Here is a 26,262-nt window from a genome sequence, read left to right as displayed (position 1 = left end):
GGTTTGCTCCAAGAACTCAGTAAGTTCTGTTCAAAGGCTAAACTGCGATGAAGGGTTACCTGAGAATGTCAATAAGAAGGAGCTGCTTTTGTTCAGTTGATTAGCTTAAGATGAAAAAACAGGCCATCCGTCGAAAGAACGGATGGCCTGTTTTTTTATAGCTTTTGCTTATTTCTTGCTCTTTTTATAGAAGAGCCAACTTGCCAAACTGACCAACAGGAGGCCGATAAAGACAAAGAAGTAATTGACTTGTGTGTTGGTTTTCGGTAAACCAAGCCAACCTGTCTCTCTAGCTGCTTGTTTCGTTGTTGGCTGATTTGGTTTTGTTTTTTTGGATAAAGGTTGTTTCTCGTTAACAAACGTGCCCGCATCCACGAGTTCAGGTTTGTCTTTCGCTGTTGCTGCAATAGTGAATGCGACAGCTTGCTTAGACAGTTGGTAACCATCCGGTGCTTTTGTTTCCACAAAGGTATATTTTCCTGGTTGTAAGTGGTTCACTTGAACTAACCCTTGGTTGTCAGAACGTAATGAACGAGCGACAGTTTGCCCTGTCTCTGCATCTGTCACTTTAAATTCAGCACCTGCTAAGGCATTCTTTTGCTGATCAATTTTCACTAGCTTGGCAGCACCTTGGTAATTAATAAAAGGTGCTTTAAGTACCACAGTGGCTGGTTTGCCTTGGTTGTCTTTCGCAATCGTAAAGCTTGCGCTTGGCGTTTCATTAAGAAGATAGCCAGTTGGCGCTTGTGTCTCCACAAAACGATACGTTCCCGGTGCTAAGTTTTTCGCAATGACTTTGCCTTGCTTGTCAGACATCAGATTGGTTTGTCCATCTACGGTTTGCCCTGTTTCATCAATGACCTTAAACACCGCACCTGCCAATGCTTCACCTGTTTCGTTTTCTTTGGTTAATTGAGCAGTTCCTTGATAATTGATAAGATCGCCTAAAGCAATTGGCTGCTCTTTTCCTAATTGGGCGGTTACATCAAATGGATGTGGCGTTGTGTCTAACAGATAGCCTGTTGGTGCTTTCGTTTCCACTAAAACGTAATGCCCTTCATTTAGCCCTTTAGCGTAAATTTCGCCAGTCTTATCCGTTGTTATTTCAGAAACTTTTTCTCCTGCACGATTCAAGAATGTTATCGGTGAACCTTGGGGCTGATTCTGCTTATCGGCATTGTAAATTGCAAAAACTGCACCCGCTAAGGTTTGACCTTGCTCGTTGACTTTACGTCCCATTACTTCCGCTTGATAATTTACAAACTCTAACTCATCTAGTGGTTGTTTATCATTTGAATTCTTCTTCACTACAAAATAAATGGGTTGTTTATTGACGATATAGCCATCCGTTGCATCCATTTCGTCTAATTCATAACTACCAGCGCCTAAATCGTCCATAGCCAATGAACCATCTTTTTCAGCAGTTACTTCTCTTTCAAAGATTTTTTCCCCGTTTTCGATTCGATACAATTTAAAAATCGTTCCTGGAAGTGGATTCGCATTGGCATCAATTTTCTTAAAGACGGCGCGTCCTTTGAAATTGGCGAAGGCCCCTAATTGGAAGATCTCCGGGTCGCCTTTGAAATCACCACGAATTTCTACTTTTACTAATTCAGGATAAATAATATAATCTGCGCCATCTGGTAATTTTGGTGCTTTGATTTCTTTGTAATAATAGGTACCTGGCGCCAAGTCTCTAAAGATAATTTTGCCATCTTTGCCACTCGTTGCTGTAATCCCTAATGATTGTTTATTGTGATCATATAGTTCAAAAACAGCACCTGCTAATGGTTGGTCTGCGCTATTCGTTTTCACGATTTGGAAAGCCCCTTTGTAATTCACAAAGTTGTCACTAGCAACAACGACCGCTGGTTTACCAGCATTTTTCTCAGCAATTTCAAATGGGACTGGCGCGGTATTTAATAAATAGCCTGTTGGCGCTTTGGTTTCTACAAAGCGATATTTACCTGGGGCTAAGTGCTCTGCAATAATTTTCCCTTGACTATTTGTCGTCAAGCCTGTTTGAATCGTTTGTCCCTTCGCATCAAGCACTTTAAATGTCGCACCACTTAATAAGTGTCCATTCACATCTTTTTTGATTAATTTAGCTGCGCCTTGATAGTTAACAAAGTTAGCCGTTGCTATAACTGTTGCTGGTTTGCCCCGATCGCTTGCTGCAATCGTGAAAGCACTTGGTTCAGTGTTTAAAAGGTACCCTGCTGGCGCTTTGGTTTCCACAAATTGATATTTGCCTGGGGCTAAATCCGTCACTGTGACTTTTCCGTTTGCATCCGAAACTAAGTGTTCTCGAACCGCTTGTCCTGTAGTATCAAGGACTGAAAATTCAGCACCTGCTAATGGATTGCCTGCTTGGTCTTTTTTAATTAGTTCAGCAGAACCTTGGTAATTAAGCATTTTAACATGAACATCACGAATTTGTCCGCTCGTGTTTTGTGTCACAATGAACCGTTTGGGTGTCGTGTCTAAAAGATAGCCTGTCGGTGCTTCGATTTCTGTGAACTGATAAAGCCCTGGTTTTAAACTATCCACCTCTAACTGGCCATTCGCGTTGGTTCGATCCGGCGCAAGGGGAACTTCTTCCCAATGAGTAAACGGCGTGGTTACGGCATGCTCTAATTTAAAGCGAGCATTGACTAACTTTTTACCCTTCTCATCCATTTTTTCTAAAAATACTTTATTGACATCGTTTTTAATAATGGTTGGTTGTGCTCCTTCGGCTGAAGTTTCTTCATCAATAGTAATGACTCGGCCTTTAGCTAATTCGTCCGAAACTGTATAGCCTTCTGGTGCTTTTGTCTCCACCAAAATGTATTGCCCTTGTGGCAACCCACCAAATGTGATAACCCCGGTGGCATCTACTGTACCTTCACGTAGGACTTGTGTTTTAGCTTGGTCCCAAATTTGGAAATGGGCGCCTGCTAAAATAGTCGTCCCATCCATGGCTGTTTTCTTCAGCTGAATTTTGCCTTTAGTCCCTGTGGCATGCCCGCCACTGTGATCAATGTCAACGACCACATCGCCATTGTCATCCCCATGAACGACTTCTGAACCATTTCCAGTAATTGACACTTGGTTGGATACCGTGTCTGTACTCCCCGCTGCTGAAGAAGTCACTAAACTACGATATTCCATATAATAAGGTGCTTCAATATGGGCCATTTTAACGACAATTTTTTGTTGTCCTGTTTCATTATCGGTGGTAACTTCCAGTGTGTAATCTTTTCCTTCTTCTAAAATAACAGATTTATCTGGCGTAATAGTTCCGTCTTCTGTTACGTTGGTACCGTAAATCACCAATGACTCGGGATCTAGCACTTGGTTTGGTGAGGGTGTATCAGTAATAACCACATCGTCTAAAACCGATTGGGCGCCATTGATCATTACATGCCAGTACACATGATCTGGATCATCTTTGTGGTATTCGCCACCTTTTTTCACTGATTCGCCACCATGTTGAATAGAAACTTTTCCTGTCACATCACGTGAAGAACCTTGGTTTGTATAAGATGCGGTATTGTCATAACTAGCCGAACCTTCGATAACTTTTTCATCAACAGACGTCTTAAATTCAATCACATACGTACGACTATCATTAGGAAAATCAACACGCCAAGTATTTTGGTTTTTCTCGCTTGGTTCTTCCATTGTGATATCCGTCAACGGTTGCGTTGGTTTCACTTTTTCAACCGAACCATCTGGCTTTGTATTGCCTTCATAGACTTTCAAGCTCCCAGCCAAATAGGTTTGATTGGCTAAAATTGGATCCGTCAAAAAGGCGTCGACTAAACGATTATTACTTAAATTAACCGCAAGCGTCCAAGTGATTTCTTTGGTGACGGCATTGTAAACACCGCTTTTTTGCGCATTTAAATCAAAAGCAGGTAAAGGTTTAAACGGTTTACTATCTTCTGAATGATGATTGTTTCCTGCTTCATCCATCCAATCAATGGCAGCGGTATTTCGGTAATGGTCCAATGCAGGATTGTTAGCATCTAACTCGGTAACATCGAAAAAGGTAGTATAGGTTACGTAAAAGGCATCACTTGTTTTGGCATACGCCCCCATGAAACTTAACTTAAAGCCTGTTTCACCTTCTGCATTACGAGTTATTTCTACCATGTAATCTTTACCTAACGTCAACTGAGCACCAGTGGTTGTATCTTTAACAACCAACGAATTGGGTACCATGGTTAAGCCAGGAACTGGTTCGTATGTGTCCGTAATCACGGCATTTTCCATCAAATAATTATTTTGATTCACAGCTAACGTCCAACCAATCGTTGAATTTTGATAATCAACTGCACCAGTGTTTTTAATAATATTTTGTTGACTGGCTGTGCCATCACCTTCTGAATGCTGACCAGTGCCGACATCCACACGATTATTCACGGCAACATCGCCTTCGACAATTCCATCAACTTTGGTTTTATAATCAATCTTGACTGCGCCATTCACATCATGTAAAAAGTCAATTGCAAAGGAACCGTCTCCGTTGATTACCACTTTGTAATCTTTTCCTTCCACAAGTTCTGCTCCAACGACTTCATTTCCTTTGTCATCAAACGTCACTGAATATAAATGTAAAGAATCTGGTTCAAACGTTAAATTATCGCCCATTGTGTCTGTAATGACTGCTTGGTCTTTTGGAATGGTTTGTTCACCATAGTTGTAGTTAATTTCCCAAGTGAATTCTTGATTGGCTTCGTCGTAATCTATATTGCGCTTGTCTAACATTTTGCCATATGTGGCGGTAACAGTTGCTTCAGCATCTAACCCATTTGGATTATTATCACTTGTTAACGTCGCGTGATTTTTAAAAGGCACATCGCCGCCGCCATCTGGAATAACCGCCTCGTCAATCGTCGTTTGGTACTCAAGACGATACGCTTTGTTGGTGTCACCTTTAATCGTCACATTGCCATTTTTATCAACGGTATATTCATCTGGACTAAGTTCGCGACCCACTTCTTTAATTGTTCCATCAAGATTCATCACTAACTCATAGACTTTCACGGACTTAAAGGTATTCCCTGTTGGCCATGTTTCCGTCACAGTTGGATTTGTTTGATCTTTCATCGCTTGATTGATATCTACCGTCCAAGTAATCGCACTAGGATTGGGCGTTCGATCAAAATGGCCTTGTTTATCAATTTGTTGTTCGGTATCTGGGACAATTGGAATCACTACAGGCGGCAAATCTTCTTGTGTAGGAATATCAATCAACCAATCTCCTGGGCCCCGCCCATCTGAATCATTCAAATGAGTATCTAAAGAAAAGTCCCCGTGAATGTCACTTTCAGACGTGATTCGCTCATTAAAGGTAAAACGAACCGTACCATCTTCACTAATTGTGTAGGTTCCATAGACATTTCCTTCTGCATCAACTAAATCACCTGAACCTGGTTTATTAGGTTTCAAATTGCCAGGTAATTGAAACTCGAAGTAATCGCCTGCTTTCATTTGTTCTCGCACATCTTCTGGAATCGACCAGTTAAAGTTCCAATGAATGGTCACATCTTCTTTATACGGCGGTGTTGCTGGTGTGCCATCAGGATTTAAATAAATCGGATCTTCAAAATTATCGATAATCGTTGTTTCATCACCTGTAAAATAGTCACTGATATCTGTTGGTCCTGCTACGCGCGGTTTGACAGTCGTAGACTCGGTTGTTTTACTTTCTATCGCTTTTGTCGTGCTGGCGACAGTTTCTTCGGACGAACGAGGAACAGAGGAGTTTGTAGATGCTTCTTCTGTTGAACCTTCATTCGCTGATGCGGCTGGCGAACTCGTGATTGCCGTTGATTCTGTCGGATCAGTACCAGTATTTAACGTCAACGCTCGTTGCTGTTGTCCATAAGAAAACGTCACATCTTCTGTAGCTGTAGGGTTCAACGTTAAGACTAACGTATCTGCTAACGCTTGCTGATTCAATTCAATTTGAATCTGTTTCTTCTGGTCATCCACTTGAATCTTGCGCGTATTATTGGGCGCTGCCCAATGTGCAGCTTTGATTGACACATTGGCACTATAATGCACTACAACCTCTTGTGTTACTGGTTGTGCTTTTCCTTGAAGCGCTAAGGTCATTTCTTGTTGGCTGGTTTGCTTCACTTCTCCTAACGTTAACTGGCCATCGCTGTTAACATCTTCCGCCAAAGCCATGAGTGGTGTGCCATAATTTAGAACAAGTAACAAACACATCAACCCGTAGAGCCAACGGTTTACCATTGGACCATTCTTTCTCATTTCTTTCATCCTTCCTCTACTAACGACACATAGAAGAGAACGTTCACTTCGTACCAATTTTTTATTTTAAACCAAATAAGTGAGTGCTCTTCTGTTGTCTTTCTTCCTTGCTAAAACAGACAGCCAACACACCTTTTCTTTTTATCTCCTCAAAACGCACTCTTACTTCGAATGCGGATTCATTTTCTGCTTTTTCCTATAGACTCTTCTATAAGAATAAGAAGAGTATAACGAGATTTTTCAGCAAAAATTATCAACAACTTCTCCTCCAAATAGAAAAAGTTGATGAAATCCCAGAAACCCTTTTCATCTTTATGAAAACACGTCCTTATCCTTTCTTATTTTTACTATTCCTTCTTCCACTATACCGTTTTTTTTAATTTTTTTCATAAGAACTAACCAGACAAAAAAGCCTATTTGTATAAGCTATTTAAGCTAAAAAATCAATAGACTCAAATTATCATTTTTGTTATTTAAATGTTTTATATAAACTGGTTGTTTTTCTTAATAATTTTTTGCTCTATCATTTTTTGTCCATGTTTTCTTCCATTTGACACATTCAGTTCTTCTTGATTTTTAAGAATAGATACAGTAGCATAAGAACAACTAGTTCTTTCACTGGCAATTGTCAAATGTCATTTAGAAAAGAATGCCCTATCTGTATTATCTGAAAAATCAAACAATCATAACCAATTAGAAAGGTGGTTATTATGTATAACTTATTAACCAAACAGGAAATTCAGTTACTTTCCCTAATTGAATACTTGTATGACAGTAAAGAAAAAGTCCCCATGCAAGTACTCCGACGAAAATATGAATTTTCCCATTACAATATCAACAATTTATTGAATCAATTAACTTTGTTAATTTCTCGAGTCAATACACATGAAAATGTACATATTCGCATCATTAATAATCAACAGTCCATAGAATTAGTTGCCGATGAAAATATCCCGATTGAGTTAATGAAAGAAGCTGTTGTCCGCGGGTCACTAACCTATATGTTAGCCCTGGATTTACTTTTAAAACGCTACACTTCAGCCAAAGATTTTTGTGAAGAGCACTTTATTAACTTTTCTATTTTTAAACAAGTCAGTGACCGTTTAAATAATCATCTAGCTAGATTTAATTGTTATTTAAACTTAAAAAGACGAGAAAAAATTTGTGGTAACGAGAAAGATTTTCGCAGTTTCTTTTATTCCTTATTCTTCATTTCAGGAACTTCTCTAGTACCATTTCTATCTAAGACTAATCAAGCACAATTGCAGAACTTCATTGAAATCATCAAAAACCGTTACCCTTACTTTACATATACTGATTTACGCAAATTAAAATTAATTATGTCCATAGGTTTACTCCGTTATCAATCCGGTTTTACAATCACCAATTATCCAGAAGTTGCTGCTATTAATTTGGCCTTTCCTTATTCAGAATTCCAACTATTAGTGAATGATTGTTTTATTGATGAACAAAAAGAGCCTGACACTTGGCAAGCTGAGATTCATTTTTATTATGATTTCTTCAGCACATTAACGATGTACTCTCTGGTCCAAATGGAAACCATCAACTTTGCCAACTTAGCGATCATGGGAATGGATAACAGTCCACACGCTACTTGGATTTTTGAAAAATGTACGCAATTACAGTTGGATTTAAGCGCAATAGAAGTGGTCTTTTTGTTGGTTAATTTATCCAATGCCAGTGAACGACTGATTCATTTCCCTGTGGAAGAGGAATTGAGCTATGAGGTTGCTAATGTCTCTTTGTATGAAAAACAATACCCAAATGTTTCACGAACAACCAACTATTTCTTAAAGCGTTTGCCTTTTGACAAACAACATCCACTAGATGCGTTATTTAAAGAAACCATTTTTTTAATTATTCGGAGTGTTTTATTAAATAAACAAATTCCTGTTAAAATTTTACTTCATTCATCTATTAATCAGATACAAGAAAATTGGTTAGCGAAGGAAATCAATAATTATTGCGATGTTCCTTTGAAATTTGTTAATCATATTCAAGAAGTGCCTGACTTAGTCATTACTGACAAAAATAATCCGCTTTTTCACGCCAGTAAAACTTTTTATTGGCATCCCGTTCCTTATTTAGATGAATACTATAACCTAAAACAAGTAGTTCGCAAAATTTATTTTGCCAAATTGCGTGGGGAAAACAGTTTGGAGGGAATCGGATGTTAACAGGGTTACTTGATGTACCTTATCGTAAAAGTTTTGCTCTTTTAGAAGAGTTACTCGAACGTCGTGAAGCAGAAGAACAAACATTGGCGATTTCTACTTTAGCGACTCAATTAAAAATGCAACAAAATACCATTCTACAATCTGTAGCTTTGCTCCAAACAGAAATTGAAAAAAACGGCTGGGAGAACTTATTTTCTTTATCAGCAAATGCCAAAGAAATCACATTTTGGTTTGCACCCTATTTCCAACTGTCGTTTTTGATGCCCTACTTTGTAAAAAAAAGTTTCGCGTATCAAGTACTGACCTATGCCTTTAACCATAATGCAATTGATAGCAAACATTTTGAAAAAGTCCTAGAGATTTCTTCATCAACCTTTACACGAAAAATTGGACAATTAAACCAATGGCTCCAAAAATATCAGATTGAAATCAATTTAAAACGTACCAATGTGTTGGTGGGCAAAGAAAAAGATATCCGGATTTTCTTTATGATGCTTTTTTGGAACAATTACTCTGAAGGGGATTGGCCGTTGCACACGATTACTAAAAAAGAAGTCCATAGTCTCTTTCGACGTTTAAAACACTCTGTTTCTTTCAATACAACACAAGATTTTACAAAAGACTTAATTTTTTCTGCTGTGATTTTAGCGCGTTGGAAAGAGGGCTTTTTTATCAAAGAAACTTTCGTGGAGGAAGAAGCGATTGTTAATCCCTTTGTTAATCTGAGTGAATTTGAATTGTTTTTTAAAGAAGAAGCCTTACACCAAGTTCCAACAAAATTTATACAAAAAGAAGGCCTTTTTGCCTTTTTCTTATTGACGATTAGTGTCAGCTACGCCACACAAGATGTCTTGGAAATTCCAGCAGCACGGATGCATATGGTCCAGCTATTAGGCTCACCCATTAAAGAGATCATTTATCAACTAACGTCTTTTTATCAAATTAAATTGACATTTCACGAGTATCTTTATCTATATACTTCTATCCAAAATTTAAGTGTCTTTTTTAAGACCTTTGTCACGATTGCCAATCCATTTGTGCAAGAAAGCTTTTTAAAAGAAGCACTTCAAAAAAATCCAAGTCTCTACAAAGATGTGAAGCGCCTTACAATTGAAATGCTTCCGACATTGATGGGCAATGAAAAATTGTTAGTTGACTGCTTGTTTATTCTTTTTTGTACATTGAAAACGAAATCTTTACCACCGATTCGTGTCTTAGTAAGGACCAATCAAAGTAATTTAATTTTAGATACCCTTTATGAAAAGCTAAGTAAAGCCGTGGATAAAAAATTAATTTTTGTCGCTTCACCAGAAAAGCCTTTCGATGTAATTATTACAGATATCTTTTCAGAAGTTAGTGTCAAATCAACGGTTCCCACTTATTATGTTGATTTTTCTGCTAGCATTGGTGAACTAGCGCAAAGCTTAGAAAATTTAAATACACAAATTGTCACCAAACAAAGTCCACGCCACTTTTAAAAGTTTTCACGTGAAACATTTTAAGTGATAAAAATTACAAAAAACGCCAAAAGGTAGCAGAAAAACTGCTACCTTTTGGCGTTTTTTACGAAAATTTTCAATGTTCCACTCTAGTGATACCGAAACGTAGAACATTCATTTACTAACTACTCATTTTACATGACGTTGTTATTTTCTGTCACCAATTCTAGCTCTTGCAAGTAATGATCCAAAGTCGCGTGATGTTGATCGACATCGGCTAACTCTGTTTCAATTTTAGCTAAACGCGTGTTCATGCGTTGAATTTCCGTTAGTGTTTGTTGTAAAACGTTTAAAATCCGTTCATCGTTAGGCATTGAAATCACTCCTTGTCCATTTATAGTTCTGAGCCGTGTTCAATCTCTTCAATCGTTTCAAGAGACAAATCTTTGGCATCATTTTTAGCTTTGTGGAAGACCATATATAAAATAGTACAAACGATTGGGATACAGCCTGCTAAGAAGTACATTTGTTGGAATGACATAAAGTTACGTAATTCACCTAAAACGTACGGACCAACCCCTAATCCAAGGTCTAAACCGATGAAATAAGTCGATAAAGCAATCCCGATACGGTGAGGACTTGGGCTTTCTTGAAGACAAACCGCTTGGCCATTTGACATGAAAGTACCATAACCTAAGCCAATTAACCCACCTGAAACTAATAACATCCAACCAGACGTAGTCATACTTAATAAGAATAAGCCTAGTGTTAAGAAAATGTAGCTCGGATACATGACGTAGCGTTCACCCTTGACATCGAAAATCCGACCTGTCGATGGACGTGTTAAGGTAATCACGACCGCATAGACGATAAAGAAGAAGGTGCTGACGTCAACTAAATCGATTACTTTGACATAAGAAGATAAGAAAGATAAGACACTTGAATAAGCAAGACCCATTAAAAAGGCGATAAATGTAATAAATAAAACTTTCTTTTCAACAAAACTATCAAAATTCCATTTAGATAAAGCTTCACGATGTTCAGGTGTTAACTCAATATTTTTCACTGGGAAAATGAAGCAAGCAATGGTTGTTAACAAAATTAAAATAATTGAAAAGTTAATAATGACATGGAAGTTGGAAACATTTAACAATAACATCCCAATAAATGGCCCAATGCCGGCTGCTAAACTAGTACTCAAACCATAATAATTGATCCCTTCCCCTTTTTTGTTTTTAGGGATATAGGCGGTAACAATTGCGTTGGTCGCTGTCGAAACGGTTCCGTAACCAAACCCATTTAAAAAACGGACCAGATAAAGAATGCCCATACTTGGCATATACATATACGCAACAGTCGTTAAAAGATAAAACAAAGCCCCATAACGTAAGACTTGTTTGCGCCCAATCAGTTCAAGGAGTTTCCCCATGAAAAGTCGTGCAAGCAATGTCCCGATGATGTAAATTCCTGAGGCCAAACCAGCTTGACCTAAAGTAGCGTGTAAGCTATCTTGCGCAATCACCGCAATAATAACCATTAATAAATAATAAACAAGATAGACAATGAAATTAATCACTGTAATACTGATAAAGCCTTTATTCAAAAGCTTTGTTGGTGTTTGTTCTGTCATAATTCTTTGAATTCCTCTCTCTTTTGTTCTGTTTATTTTGTGTTGCTATTTTTCAATAAAAGACCGCTATCCCCTCACTTTGATGACTTATCAAAAAATTTTCTGAAATTCATTTGCAGTTATTACTATACGAGATATCCGTTACAAAAAAATGTAAATTTGTGAATGATAAACGTTATCTACAAATAACTTCAACAAATGTTGTTGATTTTTGTTGAAAAGCCAAAATAACTAATGATTTTAATTAAAATAAGCTCTTGGCTAATTGCTCAAAATTTACTTTTCATACGAAACTTCCTCATACATAGAAAAAGAAAAATAGGACATAAGCCGAAACGACTTATGCCCTATTTTTTTAAACTTTCTCTATTTTCGTCCTAAAATCCATGAAACGATGGCAACTAAAATCACTGCCCCGATAATCGATGGCACAATAGCCATCCCAGCTAAGCTTGGTCCCCATGTGCCTAAAATGGCTTGACCAATTGTTGAACCAACTAACCCTGCAATGATATTGGCAATAATGCCCATCGATGATCCTTTTTTAGTAATTGCTCCAGCGATTGCCCCAATGACCCCGCCGACAATTAATGCCCAAATAAAGCCCATGATTGTTTCCTCCCTTTAACTGTTTATTCTACACGTGGTTCCATATTTTCTTTGACTTGTTCTGTTCCTTTATTCACAGCTTTTTTTGCTTTTTCTGTTTGTTCAGAAGCAAATTCACCGGTACTTTTGGCAGCGCCTGTGACTTTATCTTGAACCGTTTCGCTATCTTCTTCGTATTCTTCTTTTGATTTGATATCGACTACGTTAACATTCACTTCAATCACATCTAAGTGGGTCATTTTTTTCACTTCACGGCTGATTAATTCTTTCATTTTTTCGTAAATGTCTTGAATATCTTTGCCGTATTCTACCACGATATCCATATCAACAGCGACTTGTTTTTTACCAACTTCGGTATCAATACCCGCTGTGACGTTATCTGTGTTTACTAATTTTTCAGCAATATTTGAGAAAAAGCCGCCATCGACTGTTAATAGACCATCGACATTTTCTAAGGCTAAACCGATAATTTTTTGAACGACTTTATCTTCAAATGTTAATTCACCTTTGATTGCATGATCTTCTGGTGTGTGTGGTCCGTTTCCTGCTGGTTTTGGTACATTATTGAATTTTTCGTTACTCATGGTTCATTCCTCCTAGTTTCTTCTATTATTGCTTTATTTTTAATAAAATAATAACCAATTATTGAACACGAGGTGCCGTGTTTTCTTTGACTTTTGTCTTGCCTTTAGTTACCGCATGTTTGGCTTTGTTGGTTTGTTTTGACATAAAACTACCTGTCGCTTCAGCGGCGTTGCCAAGTTTATCTTGGACCGTTTCACTTTCTTCTTGGTACTCTGCTTGTGTTTTGATATCTACTACGTTGACATTGACTTCGATTACTTCCAAGTGAGTCATTTGTTGGACTTCGCGAGTAATAACCTCTTTCATTTGATCATAAATGGTCTCGATATCTTTCCCGTATTCGGCTACAATGTCCATATCCACTGCGACTTGTTTTTTGCCGACCTCGGTGTGAATGCCTGTTGTAACATCTTCACTGTTAATCATTTTATCTCGTAAATTCGAGAAAAAACCACCGTCCACAGTTAACAAACCGTCGACTTCTTCCAAAGCAATGCCAATAATTTTTTGGATTACTTTATCCTCAAACGTCAACTCACCTTTAACAATCGATACATTTGCATTTTCCATAGCCAAAACCTCCTATTTATGATGAAAATAATTTTTGACAATGCCTGTCTGTTCCAAATACAAACCTAGCCAAATACCTAGTCCTGTCAGGAGTACCACTAACAATGTTTTAAAGAAGCCGATTGACAGAAACAAGATTGCAAAAACCAAGCCGACTAGGCCACCAATTAACGGAACGGCATATTGTTTTATCCATTCAACCATTGTACATCCCTCCTACTCCACACGTGCTTGTGTTTGCTGTTGTTGTGGTCGTTTCATTGATTGAATATCTTCAAAATGAACATCAATCGTAATCTTGTGACCAGTTCCCACCAAACGAGCAAGCCGTTCTTCCATTGTTTTTGACCAAGCTTCTGTTTGTCCAATTAAATCTGCCGTTCGTTTCAGTGTGCCTTTAACATTGACCTTAATGCGTCGTTTTGTCGCCTTTACACGAATGGTTGGTGCTTCCAGAAAGTCACTGTCTTGCAAGCTAGAGCGTACAAATCCTCCGATGGCTTTACGGTGTAACACTAACTTTCCTTGCTCTTCTTTTAATTCAAACGTGCCTTTTCTTCTTGGGAATAAAAGAATGAATAAAAAGAGAAAGAGCATAATTCCTAGTAAAACCAGCGCTACCCAAAAGATTGCTTGACGTGCGTACTCGTTGTCTTGCAAGAACCATTGGACATTATCTGGTGGTTGCCAAGCTGTATCGGCTGACCAAGTGGTGATGGCCACCGCGCCAAATAATGCCATTAAAATCAGTGAGCCTAGAAGCAAAAGTATTTTAACAACTTTATTCACGGAACATCCCTCCTAAAGATTAATTGCTTCTCCACCAGTTACGCCATAAACTTGAGCCGTAACATAACTTGCATCATTGGACGCCAAGAAAACATAAACAGGGGCTAATTCAGCAGGCTGACCCGCACGTTCCAGTAAAGAATGTTGCCCAAATTCTGGCAACTCTTCAATTGGTTGTCCATGATCTAACTGTAACGGTGTCCAGATTGGTCCTGGAGCCACGCCATTTACCCGAATACCTTTTGGTGCCAGTTGTTTTGCTAAACCAACGGTAAAGTTGGCAATTGATGCCTTCGTTGCTGCATAATCCAACAAATGCTCACTGGGATTAAAGGCTTGGACGGAAGTCGTTGTCACAATGCTACTTCCGGTAGGCAAGTGAGGCACTGCTGCTTTGACAATGCCAAACATCGCAATAATATTGACATGGAAAGTGTCTATCACTTGTTCCATTGGCAATTCTTCAATAGCAACACAGGAAATTTGTTGGGCTGCATTTAAAACAAGGGTATCCAAGCCGCCTAATGCTTCATGAGCTTGTGCAACCAATTTTTCAGGTGCCTGTTTATCTCTTAAATCTGCTGGCAAAAGAACGACTTTTCGGCCAGCTTCTCGTATATAGTGCGCCACTTCTTCGGCGTCTTTTTCTTCACCTGGGAAAAAATGTAATGCGATATCTGCGCCTTCGCGAGCAAAAGCAATCGCCGCCGCTCGTCCAATCCCAGAATCACCGCCTGTAATTAATACCCGACGATTTTCTAATTTGTGATTTCCGACATAGCTGTCTTCCCCACAATCTGGTTTAGGGACCATTTTGTCCTGTAATGCGGGAGTTTCTTGATCTTGTTGCGGAAATCCATCACTATAAAATAACTTTCTTGGGTCTTTTAAGTTTGGTTCTGTCATTAAATCTCCTCCCTTTCTACTATTACCTTAATACAATTTTTTCTTTTTGAAAAATATTTGAGCACATAAAATAAAAAAAATATTTTTAATACTCATTAAGCGAAATTTTTGGCAAAATTATCTAAAAGCTGATTTTATTTTTCAAAATAGCGTTTAATTGACCTTTTTTATCAACATTTGTTATTGACATATGATGTCCAATTCGCTTAAATAAGAAAGAAGCCCAACAGGCAAAAACAAAAATATTTAGAGATAATTGAGGAGTTACCGCCAATGAGAAATGTTTTACAAGACTACTTAGATGAACATTCCTTTCGAGTCGTTGTAAAAAAGAAGAAAAATTATTTAACTTATGAAGGACTGCAAGATCGTTATGCCTATATTTTAAAAAGTGGCATCATCAAAACTAGCGTTATTTCCAAAGACGGTCGTGAATTTAATTTACGTTATATCAACAATTTGGAAATTGTTTCATTGCTACGTGATGAATATTCAGAATTTATTGATGCACCTTTTAATATTCGCATCGAATCTCCACAAGCAGAACTTTACCAAATCGACCGTGTTCAATTTTGGCGGGATATCAATAATAGTAAAGACTTGCAAATGTATGTCAAAGAATACTATCGGGACCGTTTAATGCATTCCATGAAAAAGATGCAGCAAATGTTGATGAATGGCAAATTTGGGGCCGTTTGTACACAAATCTATGAAATGTACGATTCATTTGGCGTAGAAACAGAGGAAGGTATTTTAATTGATTTCGTGGTGACCAATGAAGAAATTGCGCATTTTTGTGGGATAACTTCTGCTAGTAGCGTTAACCGGATGATGCAGCAACTAAAAGAGTTAGGGGCAATTGAACTACGTAACCGCAAAATTTTGATTAAAGATTTAGATATGATTAGAGATAACATTATTGTTTAACATCAGCACCCCCCGCAAGTTTGACCTTGCGGGGGGTGCTTTTTATTTTTCAGTGACAATATTCAATGGAAACTGACCTTTTTCTAAATTAAATGTCCGACCAGCCGTCAGCTGAAGCATTTCTTTTTTCATGCCTTCCGCCAAACGTACATCGCCAAAGCTTTCAATCATATCAATAACGGCGATTACTTCTTTATAATATCTCATTTTGCCAGTGTACAGATAATACGTAAGGTTTTTTAAGTAACGTAAGTTAAAATGAATATAGTAGATTTCAGCAGGAATCGTGGTAACACTCACTAGCGCTAAATATTCCCGGGCTTTCGCATAATTTTTCTTATAAAGTTCCCCAGTAATGATATTTAGGTAAAAACCATAGGCAACATTTAGTGTTTGGGTATCACGTAATTCAGCATCTTTGACAGGAAACATCTGCTCAAGAATCTGAAGGACTTCATTTTCAGAAAACAAGGCGGCAGGATTAGTCACCATTTGATAATCGTAGTATGTATAGTAGCTTTTGCTAGAGATAAGCGCGAGAATTACCATTCGATCGGTTTCATCAAATTCTGGAATTTCCTCCCAATCATTACTAAACGTTAATTTAATATCTGTGTAAATAGACATTTCCAACGCATTTTTATGAGGATTGCGCTCTAATTGATAAAAATAATGAATCAGATTCTTTTTTTCACTTGTATTGTTCAACCCCATTTGACAACATTCAATTTGATGTTTGACTTCTGAAGAAGCCATGATTCTCGTATCAGATACCATAAAAAAAATTCATTAAAAGTAATCCCCAATGACTGTAACGCCGTCATTAAATCCTCGTAACTTAGCTTGGCTTCACCAATTTCGATTCTTCGATAGGTTTGTTTCCCCTTTTTTGGCAAAACATCTTTCTGAGCAATTTTTTTCTTTTTTCTAAAATATTTTAGAGCACCTAGCACATCCATAATATCCCCCTTTTATAATAAAAATAATATTAAATATTATTTTTTTATTAACTTAAAGATCCAACAATACCTGTACAAATTAAACAAAATCAGCGAAAACATTAATAAATATTTCAAAATATTCTTTTTTATTATTTCCGTAATTATAATATTGTAATATTTTGATAATCATAAAAACTTATATACTTAACTTCCCTTGAAAAAACCAAAAGAAATGTTCTATAATATAAGTCAATATAGCTAACAGAGAAGGAGGTTTTGCATATGTTTGGTTTTGATATCAGCTTATTCCTTATTACACTATTCCGTTAAACCCACTCTTCATTAACCATTGTACAATCAATTTCGTTGAATATCTATTTCATTTTTATTAAATAACATTTTTAATAAAATTACATATCGTTTATTTTTAGATGTTTTATTTAATTATATGGAATATATTTATTTAAACAAATAAATTACATTTAATTAAATCAGAGGGAAACAGATTGTAGCAAGTGAAGAAAAAAATAGCTCTTGAGAGATATTTTCTCAAGAGCTGTTTTTCTATTTTATTTCAAAAGCGGTTTGCGTTGTGGGGTTATTACTTAATAAGGTGTTTTTATACAATAAATAGTACGCTGCTGCTGACCAACTAAAGTTTTTCGTACTTAGGCCCTTCCCTGTCAGTGGATCATAATTTTCATGAATAGGTCCTTCTCCCATCAATCCTTCGGCATGTAAGAAGAGTTTTTGTGTCATTTCTTTTGCTTCTTTTGTATAGTCATAGTTTTGAAGAGCTTCTACACCAAACAAGGCTTGATCAAGCCAAACTGGTCCCCGCCAATATTTCGTTGCAGCAAATTTTTCATTGTCTTTGGATGCCGTTGGGAATGGCATAAAGGTATTGAACATTTCTTGATTCATCATGTTTTTCTTAACTGCCGCCGCCTGTTCTTTGGTCGCTACTTTTGCCCAAAGCGGCAACCAGCCTTCTGTTCCTTTGCCACGATTGACTAACAATTTTGTTTTCGAGCCGTCTTCATTTATTTGTAAGTCATAGAAGAAGCCCGTTTTTTCATCAAACATATTTTCTTGAATATATTTTTTTAGTTTCTTCGCTTCTTTTTGATAGTTCTTATAGTCCTCTTTTTTGCCTAGTTCTTCTGCTATCGAAGCTAAATAGCCCTTTTCAGCGTAGAGATACGCATTCAAATCCACTGATTCTTGATTAATCGAATACCCCACTACTTTTCCTTTATTTTTGTTTTCAAAAACTTTAACTCCATCATCGCCTTTGCCCACACCTTCTTTGTCAAACCGTGTAGCGTTATCCATGCCACTTTCCCATGCGGCTGCTTCAATAACAGCATCATCGTCCACTTTAGGTTGGCCATTTTTATCTTTAATGATTTGATCCTTGTCGTCTTTTTGCCAGTGAGCATCACTGACCATGCTTCCATATTCTGCTATCCCATTTTTATTGTGGTCTCTGTTGGTATACCACCAATTATGATAAGCCACAAGTTTGGGATACATTTCTTTTAAAAATTCCTTATCTTTTGTTTCTTGATAAATATGCCAAACTGCCCATGCAGCCAATGGTGGTTTAGAATTTCGTTCATTCCAGTTGCCACCTTCACCACCACGCGCACTGTCTTGATTGTAAAAGACAGCATCAATGATCGCTCCTGCATCTTGTGGACGTACGGTATCATCTTTTTGAATTTGATAATCAAACAAGGCCCGCATATTATTTTTAGCTAACTCAGGATTAAAATCAGCCGTTGCTACATCCGCTTTCCACGAATCCCAAGCCCACATACCAATAAACCATTTATAAGACATGGACGGAACAATCCCGTCATGCTTAAAGGCACCTGCCGCACTTCGCCAATTGGTATTAATCGTTTCAATCGATTTGACTAGCGCATTTTGATATTCAGGAAATTCTGCTGTTTTCTTTTGATCAAACGTTTTATCTAGATATCCTTGCCATCTTTGCTTGTTCTCTTTGAAATAGCGCGCCGCATTTTTGGTATATTCGGGTGCTTGTTGTTGTTCCTTTGCCTCTTCTTCTTTTGTAAAAGTATAGCTTTCTGTCGTATAGGTGTTGTACGTTTGTTTAGGCTTCAATTCAATTGGTTCAGCGGTCGCTGTATAATTCCGATTATCAATTTTTGTTGAAACTTTATCCGCATGATGAATCGTATATTTTGTGTCTTTCGTAGCAAAATAATTCCACGTTTCTCTGACTTCGCCAAAATTCACTTGAATGTCATTGTCTTTAGCAGTTAAACGAGTGCCAATATCTAAGGTTTCCGTTCCCTCTTGAATTTTGTCAAAGACCGCACCTGTCCAGCTTGCTTCAAGTGACAAGGGCTCTTCACCAGTGTTTTCAAGTGTCGTTTGGATAAGCGCCGTTCGATTGCTGACAAAAATTAAAGCTAAATGAATCGTTAGATCGTCTAATTCATAGGTTTGCTCTAGGCGCCCAGGATAATAAGACAGGTCCATGCGGTTGCTTTGGCTTAAATCATAGGTTTCTCCCGTTTTTTTATTTTTGACCGTTAATTTGTTTAAACTTGCCGCCAAGTTTACTGGATATTCTTCCGCAATAATCAATGGCCCCGCAAAACCACCCAGTAGCTCTTTATTGCTTTTTTCAGGTAAATAGTAGCCATGCCATGCACCTAAATCAGAAAAATTATTAAAATAATTGGTATCGTATACGCCATTCGTCCGTTCGGTTGGTGATGCACTCACATCTAAAACATTTGCAAATTCATCAACTTTTGTTCTTTCAACACTTGCTTGCACTTCCCCGCTTAACGCAAAACAGCTGACTACGGTGATTCCTAACGCTAACCAAGTAGACACCCGTTTCTTTTTTGATAAACCCTTCATAAAACCCCTCCTATAAAATGATAGCGCTTTATACACTGATTTATTATCAGCAAGGACTATGCCAAATGGAGTGTATCCCTTTTTATTATTGAAAGATTCAACTTTCTCTAGAAAAAAAGCGACCGTATCGAAGTGTATTGATCAAAAAATAACGAGTGTATCGATAGTGTATTTAGTTTATGCTTGATTCTGTTTTATTTTCGTAGCTTCCACAAATTTTTCAGTAATTTTTTGCGGTCGTGTAATAACAGATCCCACCACCACGCTATAAGCACCTAGCTCCAGAACACGTTGGACTTTTGCTGGCGTATCAATCATTCCTTCTGCAATAATTGGTGTAGTAAAATGCTTCTTTGCTTCTCTTAACAGTTCAAAATCATTTTGTTCAATCCGCTGATTTTCACTTTGCGGCGTATAGCCGACTAACGTTGTGCCAATATAATCAAAACCTAACTCCGCCGCTTCAATCATCTCTTCCAGCGTGGAACAATCTGCCATCCATTCTTGGTTAGGATACTTTTCTTTTATTCTTTTGAAAAATGTGGCTAACGTTTCGCCATTTGGTCGTTTTGAATGGGTTGCATCGAGAGCGATAATTTCTGGCTGAACAGCCATTAATTCATCTACCTCACGCATAGTTGCAGTAATATATACTTCTGCATCAGGATAATCTCGTTTAATAATCCCAATGATTGGTAAATCAACCTCTTTCCGGATTGCTCGAATGTCTACCACAGAATTTGCTCGAATACCTTTAGCTCCTCCTTGTTTAGCGGCCAAAGCCATCTTGGACATGATAAAGGAACTATGCAACGGTTCGTCTGCCAACGCTTGGCAAGAAACAATTAATGCCCCTTTGATTTCTTTATTCAACATTGATCCCTCCAATTTAAAAGCGATTACAAACACAGTATACCTACAACAGCTGAAATATGCCACTCTTCTAAATAAGAACAAACGTTTCACGTGAAACAAAAGAAAGCAAGCGGTTAAGGCTTGCTTTCTTTTGTTTCCATTTAGCATTTCACCTTAAAATATAGCGGATTTGATTATATCATGATACGATAATTCATATCGATAAGAAAGAGGTGATAAAATTGACAGAATACATCTACTTAGCTAGCGAACAACCTTTATCTACAGGCAGTATAACTTTAAACGGACTGAGCAAGCCCACTGGCAATCTATTAAATAAAGAGTTCTTCTTTTTTATAAATGATTTTGAAGGTGATCCACCAGGTAAATTTTCATACAGCAACTATTTAAAAACATTGAATTATCAGGTTTGCTCTATGTGTTCTCTACCGTCAGATAATCAAAATATTGAAACACCCTCAGCAGTCGCTCTTCTTGGCTACATCCGAAATCATTTTAAAAATACCTGCACAACTAAGTTATATATTTTGTCCGCTTTAAATGGTTTTGAAAACAAACCGGTATCAAAAACAGTTACTCGCAAACTGTCTGATTTATCTTACAAAGATTTATATTATCAAGAGATGAAACTTTTAAAAATTATTCGTTAATATACTTATAGTGGTCTATCAAAAAAAGAATATTTATTCCGTTACATAAACTTTGAAAAAATGAAAAATAAGACCTTCAACATACTCTATCCTGTTGAAGGCCCTTCTCTCTTATTTAACCCTTTAATTTTTACGACCCTCTAAATAATCATACCCAAAATGTGCATACGCAAATGGCGTTGCAATTCGTCCTCGCGGTGTTCGTTTAATGAAACCTTTTTGAATAAGATAGGGTTCATACATATCTTCCACCGTTTCGGTTTCTTCACCGATATTTACAGACAAGGTACTTAAACCAACTGGACCGCCGCCGTATAAATCAATCATTGTTTTCAACAATTTTTGATCGACATAGTCCAAGCCTTGATGGTCCACTTGCAGTAAGGTTAACGCTTTGTCTGCAATCGCTCGGTCGATTTTGCCATCTGATTGGACTTGGGCAAAATCACGGACACGTTTTAACAAACGATTAGCAATTCGGGGGGTTCCTCTTGAGCGGCGCGCAATTTCAAAGGCACCTTCCTCAAAAATCTCCGTTTGAAAAATATCCGCGGAACGGAGAACGATTTCTTTTAAATCCTGCTCTTGATAATACTCCATGTGAGAAATAATCCCAAAACGATCTCGTAATGGCGCTGAAAGCATCCCTGCCCGTGTGGTAGCGCCCACTAAAGTAAAAGGCGGTAACGGAAAATGAACGGGATGTGCCGTGGTTCCTTGACCGACCATGATATCAATGTAAAAATCTTCCATTGCGGAATACAGCATTTCTTCCACAACTCGCGGCAAACGATGAATTTCATCGATAAATAACACATCACCAGGCTCTAATTCGTTCAAAATAGCGACTAAATCTCCCGCCCGTTCGATGGCTGGTCCACTTGTGGTACGAATGTTCACATTCATTTCATTGGCGATGACCATCGCCATTGTCGTTTTCCCTAAACCTGGCGGACCATAAAGAAGGGTATGATCCAACGCTTCATTCCGATTTTTCGCCGCTTCAATATAAATCGTTAGTTCTTGTTTTACTTTATCTTGACCAATATATTGTGCTAAAAATTGTGGACGTAACGATTTTTCAATTGAAGCTTCTGCTTCTTGACTTGCAGCTGAAAGCAACCGTTCTTCTTCTGTCATCGTTATTCCTCCTTAGCGTTTCATCATGAATTTTAACGCATTGCTCAAATAAACATCTGTCGTTGTCTCACCTAACGCTTCCAATTGCTTAGTGATACGCTTAATCTCTCGGTCACTGTAGCCTAGGGCACTTAATGCTTCTAACGCTTCTGCCAATGCTTGATTGCTTGTTGTCACCGCTTCGGTTGCGGTCATGGCCGCAACCGCTGCTTCGGAAGACTCTAATTCGCCTAATTTTCCTTTTAAATCTAAAATCATTTGTTGGGCTGTTTTCTTGCCAACACCTGGGAACTTCGTTAAATATGTAACATCTTCCCCTTCAATTGCATTGATTAAACCACCATGATCAGCCACAGAAGCCATGATAGCTAAGCCACTTTTAGGTCCAATTCCAGAGACACTGATTAATTTTAAGAACAATTGTTTTTCTTCTAAACTGCCAAAACCAAATAAAAGTTGTGCATCTTCCCGCACGACTTGGTGAAGATATAGTTTAATATCCGTATCCATTTTTCCTGAATAGCGATACGGGTTATCGACTGAAATCTGATAGCCAATGCCATTTGTTTCAACGACAATATAGTATGGGCTAACAAACGTTACTTTTCCAATAATATATTCGTACATGTTGTCACCTTTCCAATTGCTGATTGCGTACATATGTTCCATTTTAACACAAAGCATCAAAAAGCCATAGCGGAGAATTTTTTATCATCGATCTTGGCTACATCTATTTGTTACTTTTCGCTCACTAGGGAATTAAAAAGTGCGTACTGTTTTTTTTGACATGCTTGCGTGATAATAGCGGTAGCTTCAAAAAAATAACCAAGAAGGAGACTACATACATGAAATTAAGTATCTTAGATCAATTAACGGTTCCTAAAAATCAATCAGCAAGCGACACATTACAAGAAGCCAAAGAGCTCGCTCAATTAGCGGAAAAACTTGGTTACACAAGAATTTGGTATGCCGAACATCACGGCTCAGACGCCTTTGCCAGTGCAACGCCAGAAATTTTAGTTGCACATATTGCTAGTGCCACCGAAAAAATTCGTGTTGGCGCGGGTGGCATCATGACCATGCATTATGCGCCATTTAAAGTCGCAGAAACGTTTAAAACATTAGCAGCTTTATATCCTGATCGAATCGATTTAGGCATGGGCCGCTCGCCTGGCGGCAGCCCTTTGACTACGTTAGCGTTAAATAATGGTCAGCCACCACAGCTAGACCAATTTGATAAATTACCTGAAATTTTACTCTTTTTAAGAGAGGAATTTCCTGAAGATCATTTATATTCTAAAATTTCAGCTGTTCCGCGGGAAGTTCTATTACCACAACCCTGGTTACTAGGTGCTAGCAAAGAAAGCGCACGTTCAGCTGGTGAATATGGCATTAATTTTTCCTTTGCGCAGTTTATTCATGGACATTTGCCCAAAGAAGTATTGTCCGCATATTACAAGCATTTCCGACCAGTAACTGAACAACAAGAGCCGCAAGTGAGCGCTGCGTATTTCACTTTTGCCGCCGACACGAAAGAAGAAGCAGAATACCATGCGGCTAGTTTCGAGCATTATATCTTTGCCACCGAACATGGGCTTCCAAATAAATTTTTATCGCCAGAAGAAGCCCTAGCTTTCCCTTACAGTGAAATGGACAAACTGGTTTTAGAACAAAATAAACAACGCTTTGTCATTGGCAGTAGCCAAGAAGTTGCGGAGTTTTTCCACCAACAAGAAGAACTAGGGTTGACAGAAGCAATGCTAATCACCCCAGGTTATGACAAACAAACGCGCTTTCAATCGTTTGAACGCCTAGCAAAAGAATTATTATAGAAAGGAAATGAGAAATGTTAGAGGTTTTAAAAAGAATTAATACGCTTGCACAAAAAGAGCGTGAACAAGGTTTAACATCTGAAGAACAAGCTCTTCGTGTCGATTTGCGACAAGAATATTTGCGGACCATTCGTGAACAATTCAATAAAACATTAATGGGCGTCACTATTTATGATCCTACTGGTGAAGATGTAACCCCAGAAAAATTAAAAGAAGAACAGCAGAAATATTTTGATTAAAAGAGACACAGAACAGTCGATTTGACTATTCTGTGTCTCTTTTTAACTACTCTTCTGTCACATATGTCCACTTATAATCATATTGTGCGCCAGCACCATGGGCAACGACGCCTTTCACTTCTTTACTGCGTAGATGGGCAGTCGCCTTTTGATAAAGTGGTGCTAAAGCGGTCTCTTCACCAATCAATAACTTCTCAGCCTTAACCATGTCTTCCCAACGTTTTTCAGGATCTGAAGCATCTCTTGTAGCTGAAGCCTCAATCAACTCATCGTAGGCTTTACTTGAAAAACGCCCGCGATTATAGTTATTACCAGTAACAAAAAGATCTAAGAAACTACTGGGATCTGCGTAATCCGCAGCCCAACCACCTAAGATTGTCTCAAAATCGCCGCGACTACCTCGATCAATTCGAACTGAAAACGGCACTGGGCTCACTGTTACATCAATGCCCTCTAAAGTATCCTTTAACGTACCTTGAATATATTCCGCTAACTTTTTCGTAGAATCGACATCATCGGCAACAATATCCATTTTGAGTGTTGTTATGCCCAATTCTTTCTTCGCTTTTGCCCAATATTCTTTTGCTTTTTCTGGGCTATATTCAACAATTTTTTTATTTTCATCAGCAAAATCTGTGTCATCTGTCGGCGAATACGACATCCCTTCTGGAATTAAGCCGGTAGCGACTACTGAGCCGTCGCCTAAAATTTTATCTACTAATGCGTTGCGATCAATCGCTGCTGAAATTGCTTTGCGTAAATTCACATTATTATACGGTGAATTTTTATCTCGCTGATTAAATTCCAAATAGCTGGTTCGTGCTTCTTTTTCGATAACCAATTCTGGATCCTTCGCCATTTGCTGGGCCAATTCGCCACTTAAAATAACATCGTCTGCTTGACCATCTTGGAATAAGTTCAAGGCAGTTGGTGCCTCCTTGACGACATCAAAATTGATTTTATCTAATTTGACATTGTCTTTATCCCAATAGTTTTCATTTTTTTCCAAAGTCCAATTGGTATCTGAGCCAGCCCCTTCAAAGTTAGCTAAGACAAACGGACCATTATAGACTGCTTTTTCACTGGAAGCAGCGTAATCTTTGCCATATTTCTCTACGGTTGCTTGATGTTGCGGGAAAAATAGTGGAAAGGCCAGTAAATAATCAAAATATGGTGTTGGTTTTGCCAGTTTAATTTCTAGCTCATAATCCCCGTTTGCTTTAATGCCTAATTCAGAAACTGGTTTCTTACCAGCTACAATATCTGCGCCGTTTTCAATCATTTCTAGAAAATAAGCATACTCAGCGCCAGTCTGAGGATCTGCTGTACGTTGCCAACTAAAAACATAATCGGCAGCTGTGACAGGATCACCATTGGACCATTTTGCTTCTTCTCTTAGTTTCACTGTGTACGTCAGACCATCATCACTGACTTGCACTTTTTCTTTAGCCCCTGCTGGTTGCGGCTTGCTTTTATCATCTAAACGATAAATTCCTTCATACGCATTATTCAGTGCCGTAAAACTAATTGTATCTGTTCCTAAAGATAAATCTGCAGAAGGCATTTCTTGTTGAACTACTACTTTAAATTCTTGTTTAGCGGCAGTTTTCTCTGATCCGCCCTTTGCTTTTTCGGCGCCAGCTCCCCCATCACCACCACAAGCAGCTAAAACTAACAGCGTTGTTAAACTTAACCCGATAAGTCCTTTTATACGTTTACTTTTCATGCCTTTCTCCCTTCACAGAAAAAACTCTTCATTT

Annotated in this window: 22 protein-coding genes; 6 read left to right on the top strand and 16 right to left on the bottom strand. The window is 38.0% G+C overall.

Annotated features, from left to right (window positions below; all coding sequences use genetic code 11):
• Window positions 1–168 precede the first annotated feature (168 nt).
• Window positions 169–6,267 (bottom strand): fibrinogen-binding MSCRAMM adhesin Fss1, encoded by a 6,099-nt coding sequence (gene fss1, locus IGI80_RS03930; protein ID WP_438722703.1) that lies wholly within the window; start codon window positions 6,265–6,267, stop codon window positions 169–171.
• 710 nt (window positions 6,268–6,977) lie between these two features.
• On the opposite strand from fss1, the gene IGI80_RS03925 reads away from it, so the two are divergent.
• Entirely contained in the window at window positions 6,978–8,465 is a 1,488-nt protein-coding gene (locus IGI80_RS03925) for a helix-turn-helix domain-containing protein (protein WP_002381348.1), read from the top strand.
• Window positions 8,459–9,943 (top strand): helix-turn-helix domain-containing protein, encoded by a 1,485-nt coding sequence (locus IGI80_RS03920; RefSeq protein WP_002396762.1) that lies wholly within the window; start codon window positions 8,459–8,461, stop codon window positions 9,941–9,943. The genes IGI80_RS03925 and IGI80_RS03920 overlap by 7 nt, the downstream gene beginning before the upstream one ends.
• Before the next feature lie 155 nt (window positions 9,944–10,098).
• Here the strand turns inward: IGI80_RS03920 and IGI80_RS03915 are convergent, their stop codons facing one another.
• From IGI80_RS03915 to IGI80_RS03880, 8 genes are all read right to left on the bottom strand, one after another.
• Window positions 10,099–10,278 (bottom strand): hypothetical protein, encoded by a 180-nt coding sequence (locus tag IGI80_RS03915; RefSeq protein WP_002381345.1) that lies wholly within the window; start codon window positions 10,276–10,278, stop codon window positions 10,099–10,101.
• A 20-nt stretch (window positions 10,279–10,298) separates the two neighbouring features.
• Entirely contained in the window at window positions 10,299–11,534 is a 1,236-nt protein-coding gene (locus tag IGI80_RS03910) for an MFS transporter (protein ID WP_002356101.1), read from the bottom strand.
• Window positions 11,535–11,900: 366 nt separating this feature from the next.
• Window positions 11,901–12,143, bottom strand: coding sequence for a GlsB/YeaQ/YmgE family stress response membrane protein (locus tag IGI80_RS03905; RefSeq protein ID WP_002356092.1), 243 nt, complete (start codon window positions 12,141–12,143; stop codon window positions 11,901–11,903).
• 23 nt (window positions 12,144–12,166) lie between these two features.
• Window positions 12,167–12,727 carry an Asp23/Gls24 family envelope stress response protein gene (locus IGI80_RS03900; protein WP_002356090.1) on the bottom strand — a complete coding sequence of 187 codons (561 nt, stop codon included), beginning with the start codon at window positions 12,725–12,727 and terminating at the stop codon, window positions 12,167–12,169.
• A gap of 58 nt (window positions 12,728–12,785) precedes the next feature.
• Window positions 12,786–13,298: an Asp23/Gls24 family envelope stress response protein gene (locus IGI80_RS03895; protein WP_002383483.1), complete on the bottom strand. Its 513-nt coding sequence runs from the start codon at window positions 13,296–13,298 to the stop codon at window positions 12,786–12,788.
• A gap of 12 nt (window positions 13,299–13,310) precedes the next feature.
• Window positions 13,311–13,502: a DUF2273 domain-containing protein gene (locus IGI80_RS03890; RefSeq protein WP_002356087.1), complete on the bottom strand. Its 192-nt coding sequence runs from the start codon at window positions 13,500–13,502 to the stop codon at window positions 13,311–13,313.
• A gap of 12 nt (window positions 13,503–13,514) precedes the next feature.
• The gene (gene amaP / locus IGI80_RS03885) at window positions 13,515–14,087 is read right to left on the bottom strand and encodes an alkaline shock response membrane anchor protein AmaP (RefSeq protein WP_438722701.1); all 573 of its coding nucleotides are present in this window, start codon (window positions 14,085–14,087) and stop codon (window positions 13,515–13,517) included.
• 12 nt (window positions 14,088–14,099) lie between these two features.
• Window positions 14,100–14,993, bottom strand: coding sequence for an SDR family oxidoreductase (locus IGI80_RS03880; RefSeq protein WP_016615838.1), 894 nt, complete (start codon window positions 14,991–14,993; stop codon window positions 14,100–14,102).
• 273 nt (window positions 14,994–15,266) lie between these two features.
• Between IGI80_RS03880 and IGI80_RS03875 the strand changes: the two genes are divergently transcribed.
• Entirely contained in the window at window positions 15,267–15,920 is a 654-nt protein-coding gene (locus IGI80_RS03875) for a Crp/Fnr family transcriptional regulator (RefSeq protein ID WP_002356081.1), read from the top strand.
• Between the two features lie 42 nt (window positions 15,921–15,962).
• Here IGI80_RS03875 and IGI80_RS03870 read toward each other — a convergent pair whose 3' ends face one another.
• The 4 genes from IGI80_RS03870 to IGI80_RS03855 all read right to left on the bottom strand — a co-directional run bounded on the left by IGI80_RS03870 (window position 15,963) and on the right by IGI80_RS03855 (window position 20,641).
• Window positions 15,963–16,634 carry a hypothetical protein gene (locus tag IGI80_RS03870; RefSeq protein ID WP_002413974.1) on the bottom strand — a complete coding sequence of 224 codons (672 nt, stop codon included), beginning with the start codon at window positions 16,632–16,634 and terminating at the stop codon, window positions 15,963–15,965.
• Window positions 16,625–16,879, bottom strand: coding sequence for a helix-turn-helix domain-containing protein (locus IGI80_RS03865; RefSeq protein ID WP_002387458.1), 255 nt, complete (start codon window positions 16,877–16,879; stop codon window positions 16,625–16,627). The genes IGI80_RS03870 and IGI80_RS03865 overlap by 10 nt, the downstream gene beginning before the upstream one ends.
• A 546-nt stretch (window positions 16,880–17,425) precedes the next feature.
• Window positions 17,426–19,765 carry an alpha-glucosidase gene (ygjK, locus tag IGI80_RS03860; protein ID WP_002408165.1) on the bottom strand — a complete coding sequence of 780 codons (2,340 nt, stop codon included), beginning with the start codon at window positions 19,763–19,765 and terminating at the stop codon, window positions 17,426–17,428.
• 177 nt (window positions 19,766–19,942) lie between these two features.
• Window positions 19,943–20,641, bottom strand: a complete 699-nt coding sequence (locus IGI80_RS03855; protein WP_002370615.1) for an N-acetylmannosamine-6-phosphate 2-epimerase — start codon at window positions 20,639–20,641, stop codon at window positions 19,943–19,945.
• A gap of 212 nt (window positions 20,642–20,853) precedes the next feature.
• On the opposite strand from IGI80_RS03855, the gene IGI80_RS03850 reads away from it, so the two are divergent.
• A complete protein-coding gene (locus tag IGI80_RS03850) occupies window positions 20,854–21,291 on the top strand; it encodes a hypothetical protein (RefSeq protein WP_438722698.1) in 438 nt (145 codons plus the stop codon).
• A 123-nt stretch (window positions 21,292–21,414) separates the two neighbouring features.
• Here IGI80_RS03850 and ruvB read toward each other — a convergent pair whose 3' ends face one another.
• Both ruvB and ruvA read right to left on the bottom strand, forming a co-directional pair.
• Window positions 21,415–22,431, bottom strand: a complete 1,017-nt coding sequence (gene ruvB, locus IGI80_RS03845) for a Holliday junction branch migration DNA helicase RuvB (RefSeq protein ID WP_002381340.1) — start codon at window positions 22,429–22,431, stop codon at window positions 21,415–21,417.
• 12 nt (window positions 22,432–22,443) lie between these two features.
• Window positions 22,444–23,058, bottom strand: a complete 615-nt coding sequence (gene ruvA / locus IGI80_RS03840; RefSeq protein WP_002359241.1) for a Holliday junction branch migration protein RuvA — start codon at window positions 23,056–23,058, stop codon at window positions 22,444–22,446.
• A gap of 218 nt (window positions 23,059–23,276) precedes the next feature.
• On the opposite strand from ruvA, the gene IGI80_RS03835 reads away from it, so the two are divergent.
• Both IGI80_RS03835 and IGI80_RS03830 read left to right on the top strand, forming a co-directional pair.
• The gene (locus IGI80_RS03835; RefSeq protein WP_002356071.1) at window positions 23,277–24,263 is read left to right on the top strand and encodes an LLM class flavin-dependent oxidoreductase; all 987 of its coding nucleotides are present in this window, start codon (window positions 23,277–23,279) and stop codon (window positions 24,261–24,263) included.
• Window positions 24,264–24,277: 14 nt separating this feature from the next.
• Window positions 24,278–24,502 carry a DUF896 domain-containing protein gene (locus tag IGI80_RS03830; protein ID WP_002356070.1) on the top strand — a complete coding sequence of 75 codons (225 nt, stop codon included), beginning with the start codon at window positions 24,278–24,280 and terminating at the stop codon, window positions 24,500–24,502.
• 46 nt (window positions 24,503–24,548) lie between these two features.
• On the opposite strand, the gene IGI80_RS03825 is transcribed toward IGI80_RS03830, so the two are convergent.
• Complete coding sequence (locus IGI80_RS03825; protein WP_002356069.1) at window positions 24,549–26,228, bottom strand: peptide ABC transporter substrate-binding protein; 1,680 nt, start codon at window positions 26,226–26,228, stop codon at window positions 24,549–24,551.
• Window positions 26,229–26,262: the final 34 nt, after the last annotated feature.

Source organism: Enterococcus sp. DIV1420a (genome assembly GCF_051712165.1).
GTDB classification, from domain to species: Bacteria; Bacillota; Bacilli; order Lactobacillales; family Enterococcaceae; genus Enterococcus; species Enterococcus faecalis.
The sequence above is the reverse complement of the archived record's forward strand: the minus strand, read 5'-3'. Positions and strand labels throughout refer to the sequence as shown.